We start from the raw sequence: 15,911 nt of genomic DNA, 5'->3' as shown, positions 1-15,911 counted from the left end.
ACCCAGCTCGCCAAAGCCACGAATCCCAACAGAAACCAAATCACAAGAGCAGGCGGGCCACAACGAAGGGGAGGCTTTTGGGTTGCGGTTCTGAGTCTTGATGGTCGGTCCAGGCTTCCCATGATCGCCAAGTCTGAGGCGACATCGGTCCGTCAAAGTCATGAAGGCTAGTTTCGTCCACGGCTATCTCCCGCCACAACACCTAATTGATCAACCCATGGTAGAATGGCCTGCCCATGAGAGAACCCGTGCCTCTCGGTACAACACCCCGGCGCCATGTGGGGCGGATCGGCCCTCGCGAAGAAATGGGCGCCAACCAGATAGTTGGCCTCACCGATGGGCTCGGGCAGGGCAGTAACTTCGCGGTATTCCCGACGAAGGTGAAAGGCGCCGCGGCCGTGTTCGGTTGTGGACTTTTCTGAGCCGCATATTGAGCAATCGCCCTGCCGGTCTTTAGATAGCAGACGGGGATAGGGGCCCCCCGCCGCCGACGGGAGCGGGCTGCCTTGCCTGGGCCAAGTGCTGCTCAAAGCCATCTTGTCGGGTCTGGCTCGTCTGCGGCTGTTCCGAGACGGCGTGCTGCACCTGCGACCAAGCTGGTACATTAAATGGGTCAGAACCTTGCGGGTCCACGCTAACCTCACCTCCAGGATCACCTGAACAGGTCTCGGTAGTCGGGCAAGCTTTCGAGAACCTGACCTGGCCATGGTTCCATACAGGGAGTTATTCGCGCTGGCCCACCTCGGAAATGACGGCGCTCGGGACCAGCCTCTCCTCCATCCGCCCGATGCTCCCTGGAGAACTAACGAGATCCTTCTCCATAATCTCTTCCAGCTGGCGTCCGGTCATATCCGACCTAACGGGCTCGTCTAGCGCATTGCGGCCGATCCTTTCAAGGAGATCGCGAAGCTTCGGTCCCATGCGTCACGAGAACGTGGGAGCAGAATGGCGCATGCGATGATCAGAAGAAAATCAACGTAGATACCAACAGATTGAGCGCATGCTCCGTTTGGGGCGTGTGTGTGATGCTTGCAGGGTTGTGAATGTATGACAGTCCGACGCTTGCATATATCCCCGGGGCGAGATGCGCGGTGTATGTCCCCGTGATTGCTGTGGTCTGGCGGTGCGCAAGCTGGCCTTTAGCCAGAGCAGCATCCACTGCATGCTTGCTCCAGGCTGTGTTGGTCGCAACGAGAGCAATGAGATCACTGGGCCGACTATCAAAAGCTCCCTTCGCATAAAGACGCAGCTCATAATACCGGCTGATCCTGTTGAGGTCAGGTGGAGTTCCCATGACGGAGAAGCCGCCATAGATGCCGCGAGACGGCGACCCAGGGGCGTCACTCTGCGAGAGCTGCCTGTCGGCAGCGATGTAGTAGAAATTGTTTCCGCTCTCCCTTTGTTGCTTGGGATCCGCCAAATTCGTGTAGCGGCTATTGTTGAAACCGACGCCCGCCCGCAGCCACGTGTCGGTTACGCCCGGAGCAGCCTTGCTCTTGTAGCCGGCTTCTTCAACGAGAAGGATGCCTGCATTGGCCGTGCTCCAGTTCAAGCCGGTGGGATTCTCCGTTATCTGGGCATAGGGACCATCTGGACTGATTGAGCGTTGGATGGAGACCTTGTTGTACAAGCGATCGTCAAAATTGTACTTCAAGTTGACCGCCGGCGTGGGCGCGGCATTGGTGCTCATCCCTGCCTGGAACAAGGCAGACATGTTCGATCCTGTAATCCCTCCGAACAATGTGCCGGTGAACTCATTTTGGTTTCTGAGGTAGCCAAGTTTGAGTTCTAGTGTCCTGTCGAAGAAGGTCTGGTAGTAGGCGAGCGTATTGATTCCCACTCGATCTGGCCCCGGGCGATCCCACGTCCAGTATTGCTGCTCGGCTCCTACGACAATCTGTCCGTCGGCAATGCCAAACCGGCTGAGATCGTAGGTGACAATCATGAAGTTTGCCGACGCGAAGGTCGGATTCTGGCCCATATAGAGCTGGTTTGCGATAGTGCTTCTGGCTGCATTCGGCAGCTGGTTGTTTGCAAAGCTGTTGTGTGTCCAGCCGATGTAGCCGATGCCGACATCTGCCAGCGCCGATCTAACGTTGTCCTGATCAATTGTGTCCGCAGGGCCGGGTATGTTGAGCCACAACCCTTTTTCACGCAGATCGTCGTACCTTGCGAAGGGATCGATCGTCTTTTGCGGTCTCGTCTGAGCAGCCCTGTCCGCATTGCCGCGCTTCTCGAAAGGCACTCCGGGACCTGCTGCTGACGCCGGGGCAGGAGGGCGGATTGCCTGACGGATCAGGTCGATCGGGAGCTTTGCGGCCCGATCGGAAGCCTTTCGTCTTTTGCTGGCCTGATCCACAGGGTGGCTACTAGGATCAAGCCCGCTCGCGGTTTGTGCCAGTACGGAATTGCCGACCAGACAAGCCGTTAGCGAAAGTGCGATAACAAGCCAACATTGCTTTCCCCTTGGTCTAAAATTGGAAGAAAGTGCTGCCGTAGCCGCGTATGTCCGAGGCGAGGTCGTCGCAAGTAAGCAATCACGCATGGCGCACTTCGGGTCCATGTCTGCCGGCCATGAATAGATTGCACTGCGGCCTGATTGGCCCAAAGTGAGCTCCCGGCGTTTTCGCGTCCGAGGGCGAGGGGGACGAGCCAGAATTCGATCTATCCGAAGAGAACCACTCAGGCCCAAACCTCTCCGCTCGCGGCGCGATGATGGTCTGGTCTGCAACTTTCTTGAGCATCACGGCCGCTGCGCCGAGAGCCAGCGGCGAGCGCTGGCTCGGCAAAATGCTCACGCCGAGCGCGCGGGACCTCGCTGTCCTGGCCGCCAAGACATTGCGAATGGCCAGCACTGTGAGTCAGGCGATTCTGGCGGTGCCGCGCATCTGCATCGAAGGCGGCTTTCTCGACGAAACGGCAGCTACCAGAAAGCAAGGCTCGCCGGGCAAGCGGCCTGGCTTCACGAAGCGCTTCATTGGTATCGTTGTCACCGAAAGACGCGACAATCGCCAGGCTCGAAGGCCGGAGAGCCTTTGAATTTGCGCGCGCGGCAACCACACCACAACGTCTAACGTGGTGGCCCAGGAGACCAGAGGAATCAGCCATCGAGCAGCTTTGGCGTGTATCGGCGAGCAGTTGCTGCCTCCGTCAGCGCCGTTGGCGCGGCAAAATCTGTCTTGCATCCGAATCCTTCACGTGCGCGGCGTTCGTTGGCCACGCTTGCCACGTGCCCGTCATCTCGAACAACCTGCCGGAATTGGTAGTTGACCAGGTGCAACGGTTGCCGGTCCAATCGGCCATTGCGGCTCGGCCGCTCAGCCGTGGCGCTCACGTGGCGCGTCCGGAATGAAGTTGCTGGTCTCGGCAACGCGTGAGGCGGGACTCCATCGAACACGCTGCAGCAATCGGTGGACGGTTTGCATTCGTGCAGCGGCAAGGTAGGAAAATCTGCAAGGTTCTTCTGAATGATGAGAAAATGCTGCGCCATCGCCGACGAAGACGAGAACCATTGCTCGATGGTGATGCTATCATGGAGAACGCGCGCAAATTGTCGCGTTGCGTTGCTCAAGAAGGGAGTTTGATAAGAGCAGTGGCAGCCGATCGGGAAGGTCGCCAAGATTGATTATTCTCGACGCTGGCAGCTACTGGAGCGCGTGAGTATCGCAGGCTGTCGCTTCGACGAAATAAGCCTGCTGGAATGGGATGTTGAGCGAGGGACAATGGACTGGATTGATCAAGCGGCCGCTTCAGACTTGCGGCCGCTCTTGCACCGGCCGTCAAGACGGATTCCCCTGGTTTTCCCGCTTGTCCTCGTCGGCTCGTGTGCTGCTGGCGCCTGGCTTTGGACTAACCTTGAAAAGTTTGTCGAGACGCCGGAAGCCCGGGAAGTCGCTTCAACGATGAGCCTGTCACCGGAGGACAGTGCATCCCTGTCCGACATAAAGTGGGCACAGCAGAAAGCTGGCGATGAGATCGCAGAACTCAACCGCCGGATCGATGCCCAGCGGGATGACCTCAAAGGGATCCTGGATCAGATCACCGTGCTGACTTCGCGGATCGATTCGCTGCAGAGTTTAATACCCGTCCCTTCTGCTGCTTCCGTGCCTCCTTTATCGTCATCCGGGGCTGTTTCAAGCGTCGCCAGGAAACGCCTCGGGCGGTCCAAACCACAGGGACCTGTTTCCGTCGGCGGCGCGCCAGTGATCGCAGGACCGAAGACAGCCGAGCCTTGAGGTCTCAGGCCGCTGCAGGCGTGGTCAAGTCTCCAACTGCGCTCGAGGAGGTGGACCGTAACTTCGCAAAGCTGCCTCCGGTCGTAAAATTCCCGAAGCTTGTGCGGGCGCCGGCGTCTTCAGCGGCATATCGCTGAGGCCGTCACCATCATCGAGAGCACTCCGGGGAAGGTGAGGCAGAGCCCTTTCCGCATGATCGAGGCGTGGCCCTGAACGGCGGAATCCGCTGCGCCTCTCCTTTAAATCAGCTCCCTTTTAATCAGCCCTCGCCGGTTTTGAGGCCATATCTGAAAGATCGTGTCATCACACCGCCGCTGCATCCTCGAAATCTGGCCTGTCTGCCCGAGGCGCTTCTTCGGATCGCTCCCTCGCGAAGAGCTTAGATGTTTGGGATCTGCTCACATGCGTGGCTTAGTTAATAGGGGGTACGGTCGAGATAAGTGTCGAATGCGGCAGCAACAGCACGAATGACAAACCGGTGCTCCTGCTTGATCCGAATGAATCCCTCTTCAATGTCCACTACCCCGTCTTCGGTAAGCATTCCCAGGCGGTCGGCCGAATGGAGAAGAGGAATCGGATCAAATCCGTGCGCAGCACAGATCGCTGGTACGTCGGCCTGCAAATCGCACATCAGACGCTCGATAATTGCGGCTCGAAGGCGATCTTCGGCGGAGAGAAAGTAGCCTTTTGAGGTTGCCAGACGACCAGCCTGAATGTGTTGGTGATAGGAAGCAGTTGCGATCTCGTTCTGGACGTAACCGTCACGCAGACGGCCGATGGCTGACGGACCTAAGCCGATTACGGTTTTGCAGGTATCAGCCGAATAACCCAGGGAGTTGCGGCGCAGCCGACCGGCTTTCTGCGCTAGCGCGAGCTCGTCGTCGGGCAGGGCGAAATGGTCAAGCCCGATCTGGCGGTAGCCGGCCGAGACCAGTGTATCTGCAATGGCCGCGGCTTGCTCAGCGCGGGCGACATTGTCCGGCAGCGCCGCCTCATCGATCTGGCGCTGACGTTTCATATAGGAGGGGACGTGAGCATATCCAAAAACTGCAAGCCGGTCTGGCCGCATGGCCAGAGCCGTCCGCGCGGAGTCCACGCAGGACCGGACCGTCTGATGCGGCAGTCCGAAGAGAAGGTCGAAATTGATGCGGCTTATCCCATGCTGGCGAAGACTTTCGACGACAGAAGCCGTCTGCACCTCGCTCTGGACGCGGTTGACCGACCTTTGAACCACGGGGTCGAAGCTTTGCACGCCGATGCTCGCGCGGCTGACCCCGGCTGCTTGTAACGTTTCGGCCATCTCGGCCGTGAACGCACGCGGGTCGATTTCTATGGCGATGGTAGCTGATTTGCTGAACGCGAAGCAGCGGCGCAGGAGTTCCATCAAGGCCAGGAAATCGGCTGGCGCAATGGTGGTCGGCGTCCCGCCGCCGAAATGCACGTCGCTCACCGGCAGAGCGCGCGGCGCTTGCTCTGCGACCAAGCGTATCTCCTCATGCATCGCCGCCAAGTAAATGCGGATCGGTCGCTCGCTGCGAGTGAGGCTTGTAGGGAAGCCGCAATACCAGCAGATCGAGCGGCAGAACGGAACGTGGAGGTAGAGCGATACGGGTTCGTCGGGCGGCAGCCGCCTCAACCAGGTCTCACAAGTCTCGGCACCGACCATCGCGGAGAAATCCGGTACGGTTGGGTAGATGGTGTACCAAGGCAGGCGAGCATCGCAATACTTGTTTAGGAGGGAGGTCTGCAAGGCTTAACTTTCCCATGCTCAAACAGCATGAAGCTGACCGACGCCCTCTCTTCTGTCTTTGCGTAATGTCAAACGCGCCTAGCTGTTCCTCAAGTCTGGTCCCGCTCTCGATGTCACTGCCAACGCGGCTTAGGGGCCGGGAGTGAGAATGGAATGAGAGCCGCTCGTTAGCGACTATCTGGATGCTTGTGGCTAGAATGAACTTCTCGTATGAGCACGGTCGGAGCGGCTAGTCTCCCCTGACTAGCCTGCGCGCAGTGTCGATCATTCATTCCGAGGGCGCGTCGCTTCCGCATTCCTTGACGCGCAACCTTTCGCGACGAAAACCAGGGATCTAAAGGCATCACCAAAAGCGGGCCAGGCTGTCGCTGGGCTTCCAAGCCGGTTTTCCGAGGAAAAGCCGATGTGGATGCTCATGGCATTCGACCAGGATGTGGAAATCACGATAAAGTCGCATGGTAAAATGCGCCGACGCTGGCGAGATCACGTCTAGTCCGGCAGCACAATAGGGCATGAGGGCTCAGAACCTGAAACACCCGCGGCGGGTGCCGCTCATCGGCCCACCCGAACTGCAATCACGAGATTCACCTCACCGACTCTCTTGCTGCTCCGTGAATGAGGGAACCGGCCGGCGCTTTCAGCAAAACTTGGCGGACAAGGATGCCGAGGTTGCCCGCAAGGCCGAGGCCTTGCCCAGCAGCGAGGGGCCACGCAGCGCGAGCAGTCGAGGACCAGCTCGCCGAGCGGTTAGCTGCCGAGCGCGGCCAGCTCGTCGCCATGGAAGCGAAGAAGGCTCGAGACGCTGCGGCGGCCGAGCTAATGGCACAAACTGCCGAAGCGGCCGAGCTTTGTCAAAACTTGGAGCCAACAATGCCAGGCTTGCCGAGGCGCAGCAGGCTCAAGCCGAGCTGATCCGCAAGCAACGTGCCCTTGATGAAGAGAACGTGAACTCGATCTGCCATCGAATAGGTCTCAATCGGTGATTTCCAGGCGAAAGCCAGGCAGGAAGCTGACGAAGCCGCGCGCTTGCGTGTGCTTGAGAAGGATCAATCGATGGAGTCGATTGCCCAGACGATCAAGGAGTTGAAGCGCAAGGCTGAGCAGCCCTCCAGCAATTCCCGGGCGAAGTGCGCGAGCTCGAGCTCGAAGCCTTGCTTCGCAGCCGTTTCCTACGGAGACGATTGAGGCGATCGGCAAAGGAGCTGGCGCGCACGTCGTCCAGCAGATCAACGGTTCGATCGCTCGTCCAGCCGGTATCATCCTTTGGGAATCCAAGGGCACTAAAGCATGGAGCAATGGCTGGCTTGGGAGGCGGGCGTCTCGCCGCTTACCTTCGATATGCAGCACCTCTCAGCAGATGCCACGAGTCGGATGCCTCCCGTTGAAGGCCGGCGTGTCACGGAAAATAAATTGCTTGCTAGATGAAGAGCGCCAAGTGCGCGATCGTACAACGTGACGCTACGTGCGATTCAAGTGCTTTGGAGCAGCTCACGAGAACATTTTTTAATTTCAAGTATAAAATGCATGAGCCTCAATTCCGCCACGCTGCTTGTCTCATTGCCGCAAGCATCATCACGGATGTACTGATGATGTTGGGGCGGGCCCGGCGCGCTTTCAACCCCCGGCAAAGTGCGTCGGGGCGCCTTGGTTCGGCGGCGTCCCGTTCCGGCTCCAATGCAGCTCACCAACTACCGAGCTCCTCGACGTATAGTCGACGCGCGAGTCGAGATTGGCGCGGCCTTCTAGTCACGTGAATCTAAAGTTCGCCACATAAAGTCTGCTGGGCTTTGTGGCAGAAGCGTTTGATGGAAGCCAAGATCTGGTCTGCGGACTTGGTCCATTTGAAGGGCTTCGGGTTATTGTTGTGCAGTTCGATGAAGGTACGGATGTCGGCCTCGAGTTGCCTGACGGAGGTGTGAACACCTCGCTGGATTTGCTTTCTGGTGAGCTCAGCGAACCAGCGCTCGATCTGATTGATCCATGACGCGGAAGTCGGCGTGAAGTGGACATGATAGTGCGGCCGGCGAGCGAGCCACGCTTTGATCTTGGGTGTCTTGTGGGTGGCGTAGTTGTCCATGACGATATGGACAGCGAGCCCCTCAGGGATTTGAGCGTCGATCTCTTTGAGGAACTTCAAGAACTCGACCGCCCGATGGCGCTTATAGCATTTGCCAATGACGCTTATAGCATTTGCCAATGACAAAGCCGGAGGCGACATCGAGCGCGGCAAACAGCGTGGTCGTACCATGCCGCACATAGCTGTGAGTGCGACGTTCCGGCACGCCCGGCATCATCGGCAGGACCGGCTGCTCGCGATCCAGGGCCTGGATCTGGCTCTTCTCGTCGATGCTGAGGACAACGGCTCGGTTAGGCGGGGACAGGTAAAGCCCGACAATATCGCGCACCTTATTGACGAATAGCGGATCGCTCGACAGTTTAAATGTCTGGCTGCGGTGCGGCTGCAAGCCGAACGCCGTCCACATTCGGCGGATCGTGGTGTGAGAAAAGCCAGTTTCCGCGGCCCTCGAGCGGATCGACCAGTGCGTCGCGCCGGGCGGCGTCGTACGCAATGTCCGCTCGATTACCTCGGCAACCTGATCATGGTCGATGGTTCGAGGGCGGCCAGGGCGGGCTTCGTCAAGCAGGCCATCACAGCGATCCTTCAAGAATCGGCGGCGCCACTTGCCAACGGTGTGTTCATGGATGCCAAGTTCGGCAGCCACAGACTTGCTTGGCAGACCATCTGCACACCGCAGGATCGCGCGGCACCGCTCAGATAGCGATCGGGCTACACGATGACGACGAACTTGCCTCTCCAAGTACGCCCGCTCCTGCGGACTCAGTACCAACGGCGCGATCGACCGGCCTTTCACACCTGCATTCGCCACGAGGGCTCCCCTCTCTAGAGATTCGAGCGATCAACTAATGTCACGAACTTGCATTCCAGATGACTAGGTTCAAGCTGACTAAGACGCGGCTTGGCGCATCTCGCTAACAAATGTCGCAATCGCTTGGCCGAGGGCGCGGTTGCGATCCATCAGGTCATGAACTGTGCGGACGACGTCATCGACCGCCCCACGGCTGGTCGCAGCGGCGCCGGAAATTTCGAGAACGTGCCCGGCTACTGCGCGTGCTCCGGCCGCAGCGGATTCGGCGCTGCGGCTGATGTCCCCGATGGCGGCATTTTGTTCATCAAGAATGCTGACGATAGATGTAGTCGTTTCGCCAACTCGATTGATGACGTCGAATATTCGCCGGATAGCGGCCACGGCGGCATCCGTTTCGGTCTGAACCGCTACGATTTGTGTGGCGATCTCCTGAGTAGCATTCTTGGTCTGACTTGCTAGGGCTTTGACTTCCCCGGCCACGACGGCAAAACCCTTGCCTGTTTCGCCCGCCTGGCCACGGCTTTTGCTAGCGGGAAGCATACTTGCGCGGTCGGATCAGCGGGCCTATCAAGACGCAGCGCTTCGTATCGCCACCGCGGCAATCACGCTCTCCGCTAGTGAGACTATTAAAGATTCTGGCGCGGTTCTCTTAGGCCAGCTATCGAATTTTCGTGCGGTTGCGCTCGCGACCGAACGCGGATTGCTCACTGCCGATGTTGATGGACGACTCGGCATGGCGTTACGTATCGAGGCGCAACGCCGCCAGATGGATCAGTCGATCCTTGTCCAATCCAGTGGGCGATGGATTCAGGTCAATGACTTCCAACAACGATTCTGGAGCCAGGCCGACAATTACCAATGGCTTTCGGCATCTGCTCCGACAGCATCGGGAAAGACGTTCTTAGTCTTGCAATGGCTGATCGACCAAATCCGATCGAGCGAGATGCGTGTCGCTGTCTATTTGGCGCCGACAAGGGCACTTGTTGCTGAGATCGAAGCAAATCTAGTCTCGTTGCTCGGAGCCCGCAGCGGCATAGAGGTCTCCTCGCTTCCGATTCGGGAAAAGCATGACAAAGCGCAGGAAGGCGGTCCCACGCGCTATCTTTGTTCTGACCCAGGAGCGCATGCACCTGCTCGCTAACGCCGTCGGCGGCGCCTTCAAGGTCGATCTGCTCGTGGTCGACGAGGCACATAAGATCGGGGACAACCAACGCGGCGTTGTTCTTCAGGATGCCATAGAGCGCGCCAGCCGCTCCAATCCCACGCTCAAGCTCGTGTTCATCAGTCCCGCCACGCAAAACCCGCAGGAGCTTCTTGCAGATGCTCCGGAGGGAGCTCACACCGCGTCGTTTGAAAGCGACGTTCCGACTGTGCTTCAAAACCTCATCGTGGCCGAGCAGGTGCCGCGTAAGCCAAAACTATGGAAATTGTCGGCACGCCAACACGCGTCTATGCTGCCGCTCGGCGTGGTCCAGCTGGGCAGTAGCCCAGGCTCTCTCAAGAAAAAGCTGGCGTTCATCGCCGCTGCTGCCGGAGAGCGCGGCGGGACACTCGTCTACGCGAACGGCGCCGCCGATTCCGAAGACATCGCCGATCTCATCAGTCAGTTGATACCTGAAGTACCATCTGCCCCTGAATTGCTTGAGCTTGCGGATTTGGCGCGCAAAGGCGTTCACCCGCACTACAGGCTCGCGCCGCTCGTCGAGCGAGGCGTTGCTTTTCACTATGGCAACATGCCGTCGCTCGTCCGCTCGGAGGTCGAGCTGCTGTTCCGGTCGGGCAAGATTCGCTTTCTTGTTTGTACCTCGACGCTCATCGAAGGTGTAAATCTGTCGTGCCGAACCATTGTACTGCGCGGCCCACGAAAGGGCATCGGGCATCCGATGGAGGCGCACGATTTCTGGAATCGTGCCGGCCGCGCCGGTCGATGGGGCGATGAATTCCAAGGGAATATCATCTGCATCGATCCTCAGAACGCACAGGCATGGCCTGATGGCGTTCCCGAACGTGCACGCTTCCCAATCAAACGCGAAAGTGACGCGGTGATCGAACAGGGAGATAGCCTTGCGGATTATTTGGACCGCCGGGCAACGACTGATTTGGCCGATTTCGAAGATCCAAATCAATTCGAGCAGGTCGCCTCATATCTGCTCGCTACATTTTTACGGCAGGGATCAATTGCACAATCCAGCCTCGCCAAACGCCACAATCCCGCGACCATCGAGCGGCTTGAAGCGAGTCTTGCAAATATCGCCACGCAAATCGCGATAGGCCCAGATATCGCAGCCCGACATCCTGGTGTTAGCGCCCTGGGCATGCAGCGCCTGTTGGATGCATTCCGCAACTACAAAGGTGATGTCGAGAATCTTTTGCCGGCCGCCGTCGACAGCCAGGACAGCTACGATCGTTTCGTGACGATTATGTGCCGGATCAACCAATATCTGTTTCCCGCATTCACACCAGACAAGATCATTCCGCTTCACGCACTGATTGTCGTGCAATGGCTAAAGGGGTTCTCCTTGTCTCGAATGATCGAGCGAAATATCGACTACCATCGCAGGACCGGTCGGTCATTTAAGCTGCCTGTCCTGATACGCAGCACGATGGAGATGGTCGAACAAATCGCGCGATTTCGGGCGCCGAAGTATTTGTCCGCCTATGTCGACGTTCTCAATATGCACCTAGTTGCATTAGGGCGGGAAGACCTCATCGATGGTGATGTCGATATAGGAACGCAGCTCGAGTTCGGTGTTTCTTCGCGGACCTTACTCTCGCTGATCGAGCTCGGATTATCGCGCGTGAGCGCTGTCGCGCTGTACGAAAAGATCGCAAGAGATGACCTCAATAAGGAAGATTGCATTTCTTGGGTAAGAGAACACGACGCTCAGTTCGAGGGCATGGACATTTCGGCCATCATCCTGCGTGAGATTCGCGCCAAACTGCTGCCTGAGGGCAACGCAGGAGCTGCCACGTCAACATCCTAATATTGATTGGGAGACTTTTATGGTCAAAAAGCCGGTTACAATTGGCCCTCATCACTTCAGTAAGAAGGGAGATGCCGCCGCGTTTTTGAAGGCAATGCTTCATAAGTATGATGTTGGAGACAAAGTCAGCGCGGGCGATGCCGAGGTACTGCTTGCAGCACTGGCGCTCCACCCGGATGCGACTACGAAGATGGGGCTAGGCATCACTCATTTCAGCGTCAGGAGCGCGGACTTCGGCTCAAAATGCTTTTGGGTCAATCGTGTCGATGGAAGCAGCGAAAAGTTTTCATCCAAGGCCTGTATCCGCGGTTAAACTATTGAATGAGACCCTCCATTCGAGTCGATCCACGACCTGCCCAGTATTTCACTGTCCGTCTCTTTGCCGCCGGCATCTCGGATGCTCACCGCACTTTGCGGACCTACCAATAACTGTAGGTTGCCCACGGTTCGCGATGTTCACGGCGCTCACCTCGCTGCTGACCAACAGAACCGTGTGGAAAGACGCCGCCATGACCGGCGAGATTTCCCTCGGCCGCGGGGGGGCCTGATGCGCGTCGTTCGACGACATTCCGAAGGGCGCCCGCGACGCGCTGGAGCTCATCTGGCTCGAACGCGTCGATCAGGCCGCCGAAGCCGCTTTGGATCCACCGCGAAATGAGTCCGGTCCGAGGCCAACCTCGCCGCCGCGCGATTTCGGCGCAGCGGGTCGGTTAGGCCGGCGTTTCCGTTATGAAATCGGTCGCCGGCACTAGGCGGCGAACCGCATCGGCCGCGCCGCCCAGTTTCTTTTCGGCATCGAACAGATCGACAGCCATCTGCAGGTTCATCCACAATTTCGCCGACGTGCCGAGCGCCTTGCTCAGCAGGATCGCGGTCTCGGCGGTAATCGCCCGCTTGCCGTTGACGATTTCGTTGACGCGAAAGCGCGACACGCCCATCGCTTCCGCGAGTTGGTCCTGAGTGATTTCGCTCGGGGTGAGGAAATCCTCGCGGAGCACCTCACCCGGATTTGTCGGTCGTCGTTCGGTCATGTCGGCCTCGGTGGTCTTAGCCAGTGTCTTCAAGCGCGATGTTGACAGCCTTCTCATGCTGCCATTGGAACGTCACCCACCACCGGCCTTCGGTGTTGCAGCAGAAGGTGGGCGGCGTGGTGTTGCGACGCTTTGCGATGCGTCCGTGTCCCGCAATTCGACAGTCCTCGAGCTTGTCGGCTGCGAGCAGGATGTCGATTTGCCTGGCGGCTCTGGCTGCGACGCTTGCGGGCACATCCATACGGTGTCGGCCGCTGTAAACGTCCTCTGTTCGCTGGTCTGCGAACGTACTCATGGTAGTTCTCCTCGGAGATTGAGATCGATGCTGAGCTGGACGAAAAGGTCGTCCGGTTCGGGTCGATCCCAGGAGGAGAAATCCCGGTTCTAACGCGGTAGCAGTGGATCGCGACGCGCACTGCGTCGTCGTCGCACAGGTATGCGCGGGTCCATTTGAAGACGAACCTCTGGATGAGGCGGACGCGCTTTTCGATGGCTTGCTTGACAGCGAGCTCGATGCGCTGGACATCCGCCTCGGACAGATGCACGTGCGCGATCTCGTGGTGGAGACAAAAGTACAGGTCCGAATCTGGCTCCGCAGGAGCGTTTTCCGGGAAATCGTGATGTCCGGCGACGATGACCGGACTCGGCAGGATGCTCTTCCAGAGGTCGATGACCTCGTCGCGGATGGCATCGATCTTCTTGCGCGAAATGTACGCTTCGTCGATTTGCGCGTGCTCGCGCCAGAACGGCGTGGCTGCGGCACGGGCGACGTCGCAGACCTCGGCTTTTTCAGACACCAGCAGCGACGACGGCTTGATGTCGGAATGACTGATGGTCGACCAGAAGTGTTTCTTTCCCAGCGTTCCGTCGACGGTCAGCACCGCGATGAGCCGCGCCAAGTCGGCGGCGTGCTGGTGGTCGCGATCGTTGTGGCTGAGGAATACGGCAGCCTGGGTAGTCGGCGGGGAGACCGTCGTCTCCTCACCGAACAAAGCTATCTTCAAGTCTGGCCGTATCGTGATCGTCATGGTTCCAATATGTATCACATGGTGTGACATTACAAGGGGGTCGAGAAAATTCTCGGCGAGCCCGTTTCGAGCGCAATGTGTCAGGAACCGGAAAATTGGTGCAATATACAACAGAAGTTACAACGGCTTGTTCGGGCTCATCACCAAATTAGCGAAGTCGATCGACGCGAAAGTAGTGCAATTATACGGCACTAAATTAGTGTTTTCGTACGGCGCCGGATTAGTGTAAATAAACGATGCGAAAGTAGCGTAACCGAACAACGCAAATCTAGTGTAATTGAACGACATGAAACTAGTGTGAGCCGACGTCGCCAAATGCGTGGCGATGATCATCCGCACCCGCCCCCTGGGAGAAAATCGCATGGCGAGCCTCAACGAAAAACTCGCGGGCTCTCTGAGCAATCTGTGCGAACTCAGCAAGAACGGCGATAGGCGGGTCTTCAAACTCGCCGAGCTGGGTCGAGCCGACCGCGAACGGCTATCGGAAGCGGGATTTCTGAGCGAGATCATCCGAGGATGGGTCTTGATGGTCTGTCCCGGCGAGAAGCCCGGCGACACGACCTCATGGTATTCGTCGTTCTGGCAGTTCTGCCGGGCGTACCTCGACGACCGGTTCGACAAGAACTGGGTGGTATCTCCCGAAGCTTCGATCGTCCTCCATGCCGAGAATTTGAACGTCCCACCCCAGGTCATCGTGCATTCGCCGGCTGCGAACAATCAACGGCTCGATCTGCTGCACAACAATTCTCTGTACTTGCTCAGAGTGCCGAAGCTTCCAACGTCGGCCGTCGAGGTCGCAGGTATGCGCGCCTTTTCGCAGGCGGACGCTTTATGCTTGGCTTCGCCCACGTTCTGGCAGAACAACAAGAACGACGTCATCGCCCTGCTCGGCTCGATCAGAGGCACCACCACGATCCTGAATGCCCTGCTGGCCGGAGGCTACGTGCTCGCGGCAGGCCGGTTGGCGGGTGCCTACAGGCTTCTGGGAAACGCGCGCGCAGCGGACGAAATCGTCGCCACCATGAAGCGCGCCGGACACGAAGTCCGGGAGGACGCCGATCCCTTCAAGGGCCCCGTGACCACGCAGCTATCCGTCACCCGCCCGGTGTCTCCCATCGCGACCCGCGTGAAACTGATGTGGGCGGAGATGCGCGACAAGGTACTGCAGAACTTCGACGTCGAGCCCCGAAGGATCAACGATCGCGACGGATACCTGGCATCCATCGACGATCGGTACACCTCGGACGCGTACCACTCGTTGTCGATCGAGGGCTACACGGTGACCGAGCAACTCATCGAAAAGGTCCGACAGGGATCTTGGAATCCGGACGGCGACGCGGACGACCGGCAGCAACGCGACGCGCTCGCCGCCAAGGGATATTGGGACGCGTTCCAAGAAGTACGCGCCGCGGTCGCCCGCATTCTCGACGGCGAATCCGCGGAGGAAGTCGTCGAGCGCGAACACCTCAATTGGTATCGCGCTCTCTTTCAGCCGTCGTTGGCGGCCGGCATCGTCAAGCCGGAGAATATGGCGGGGTACCGACAGCACTTTCTGCATATCCGCGGCTCCCGACACACGCCCGTGAACTGGGAAACCGTGCCGGACGCGATGGAATCGTTCTTCGAATGTCTGAAGGCCGAACAGGATCCGCGCGTGCGCGCGATCCTGGGGCACTTCATCTTCACGTTCATCCATCCCCTGCCCGACGGCAACGGGCGGACCGGTCGTTTCATCATGAACTCGATGCTCGCGTCGGCGGGAATTCCCTGGACCATCGTTCCCGTCGACCGGCGCGACGAATACATGAGGGCGCTCGAGGATGCGAGCGGCGGCCTCGACATCGTGCCTTTCACGAAATTGGTGGTCGATTGCACTAAGCACGAGCCGCCGCCTCCCAGGCGGAGCAAGCCTGGCGAGACATTGGCCGAAGTCGACCTCAATGCGGTCGGCTCGAAATCATGATGCGTCGAGCGGGAGCCCGTCATAGCCTAGAG

The 15,911-nt window shown here is 58.6% G+C and carries 13 protein-coding genes and 2 pseudogenes; 8 read left to right on the top strand and 7 right to left on the bottom strand.

Translation table 11 applies throughout. The features are described from left to right. Positions 1–961: 961 nt before the first annotated feature. Entirely contained in the window at positions 962–2,359 is a 1,398-nt protein-coding gene (locus tag XI09_RS03345) for a carbohydrate porin (RefSeq protein ID WP_271565647.1), read from the bottom strand. A gap of 377 nt (positions 2,360–2,736) precedes the next feature. On the opposite strand from XI09_RS03345, the gene XI09_RS03340 reads away from it, so the two are divergent. Beyond that, on the top strand, positions 2,737–3,039 hold the full coding sequence (locus XI09_RS03340; RefSeq protein WP_271565646.1) for a hypothetical protein: 303 nt from the start codon (positions 2,737–2,739) through the stop codon (positions 3,037–3,039). A 61-nt stretch (positions 3,040–3,100) separates the two neighbouring features. Here XI09_RS03340 and XI09_RS03335 read toward each other — a convergent pair whose 3' ends face one another. Continuing rightward, positions 3,101–3,619, bottom strand: coding sequence for a hypothetical protein (locus XI09_RS03335; protein WP_271565645.1), 519 nt, complete (start codon positions 3,617–3,619; stop codon positions 3,101–3,103). A gap of 103 nt (positions 3,620–3,722) precedes the next feature. Here XI09_RS03335 and XI09_RS03330 point away from each other — a divergent pair, with 103 nt between their 5' ends. Further along, positions 3,723–4,235, top strand: coding sequence for a hypothetical protein (locus XI09_RS03330; protein WP_271565644.1), 513 nt, complete (start codon positions 3,723–3,725; stop codon positions 4,233–4,235). Between the two features lie 415 nt (positions 4,236–4,650). On the opposite strand, the gene hemN is transcribed toward XI09_RS03330, so the two are convergent. Beyond that, positions 4,651–5,985: an oxygen-independent coproporphyrinogen III oxidase gene (gene hemN / locus XI09_RS03325; protein ID WP_271565643.1), complete on the bottom strand. Its 1,335-nt coding sequence runs from the start codon at positions 5,983–5,985 to the stop codon at positions 4,651–4,653. Positions 5,986–7,081: 1,096 nt separating this feature from the next. Here hemN and XI09_RS45670 point away from each other — a divergent pair. Then, positions 7,082–7,441, top strand: coding sequence for a DUF2130 domain-containing protein (locus tag XI09_RS45670; RefSeq protein WP_333927158.1), 360 nt, complete (start codon positions 7,082–7,084; stop codon positions 7,439–7,441). Positions 7,442–7,741: 300 nt separating this feature from the next. Here XI09_RS45670 and XI09_RS03320 read toward each other — a convergent pair. Both XI09_RS03320 and XI09_RS03315 read right to left on the bottom strand, forming a co-directional pair. Further along, positions 7,742–8,873 (bottom strand): annotated as a pseudogene (locus XI09_RS03320) (IS630 family transposase). A gap of 78 nt (positions 8,874–8,951) precedes the next feature. Continuing rightward, positions 8,952–9,353, bottom strand: coding sequence for a hypothetical protein (locus tag XI09_RS03315; protein WP_271565642.1), 402 nt, complete (start codon positions 9,351–9,353; stop codon positions 8,952–8,954). A 13-nt stretch (positions 9,354–9,366) separates the two neighbouring features. Here XI09_RS03315 and XI09_RS03310 point away from each other — a divergent pair, with 13 nt between their 5' ends. The 4 genes and pseudogenes from XI09_RS03310 to XI09_RS03295 form a co-directional block, all read left to right on the top strand. After that, positions 9,367–10,014 carry a DEAD/DEAH box helicase gene (locus XI09_RS03310; protein ID WP_271553020.1) on the top strand — a complete coding sequence of 216 codons (648 nt, stop codon included), beginning with the start codon at positions 9,367–9,369 and terminating at the stop codon, positions 10,012–10,014. After that, on the top strand, positions 9,998–11,857 hold the full coding sequence (locus tag XI09_RS03305) for a helicase-related protein (protein ID WP_271565641.1): 1,860 nt from the start codon (positions 9,998–10,000) through the stop codon (positions 11,855–11,857). The genes XI09_RS03310 and XI09_RS03305 overlap by 17 nt, the downstream gene beginning before the upstream one ends. A 19-nt stretch (positions 11,858–11,876) precedes the next feature. Next, positions 11,877–12,170 carry a DCL family protein gene (locus XI09_RS03300; protein WP_271565640.1) on the top strand — a complete coding sequence of 98 codons (294 nt, stop codon included), beginning with the start codon at positions 11,877–11,879 and terminating at the stop codon, positions 12,168–12,170. 136 nt (positions 12,171–12,306) lie between these two features. Further along, a pseudogene (locus tag XI09_RS03295) lies at positions 12,307–12,609 on the top strand (S16 family serine protease); the annotation flags it as partial. On the opposite strand, the gene XI09_RS03290 reads toward XI09_RS03295, so the two are convergent. After that, complete coding sequence (locus XI09_RS03290; protein WP_210202972.1) at positions 12,568–12,888, bottom strand: HigA family addiction module antitoxin; 321 nt, start codon at positions 12,886–12,888, stop codon at positions 12,568–12,570. The pseudogene XI09_RS03295 and the gene XI09_RS03290 sit on opposite strands and share 42 nt — an antisense overlap. 53 nt (positions 12,889–12,941) lie before the next feature. Next, positions 12,942–13,892: a hypothetical protein gene (locus XI09_RS03285; RefSeq protein ID WP_271565639.1), complete on the bottom strand. Its 951-nt coding sequence runs from the start codon at positions 13,890–13,892 to the stop codon at positions 12,942–12,944. 385 nt (positions 13,893–14,277) lie between these two features. On the opposite strand from XI09_RS03285, the gene XI09_RS03280 reads away from it, so the two are divergent. Next, complete coding sequence (locus XI09_RS03280; protein WP_271565638.1) at positions 14,278–15,879, top strand: Fic family protein; 1,602 nt, start codon at positions 14,278–14,280, stop codon at positions 15,877–15,879. Positions 15,880–15,911: the final 32 nt, after the last annotated feature.

Origin of the sequence: Bradyrhizobium sp. CCBAU 11386, from assembly GCF_028128955.1 — a bacterium.
Lineage (GTDB): Bacteria > Pseudomonadota > Alphaproteobacteria > Rhizobiales > Xanthobacteraceae > Bradyrhizobium.
Note: the sequence above shows the minus strand (reverse complement) of the source record. Positions and strands in the feature narration are given on the sequence as shown.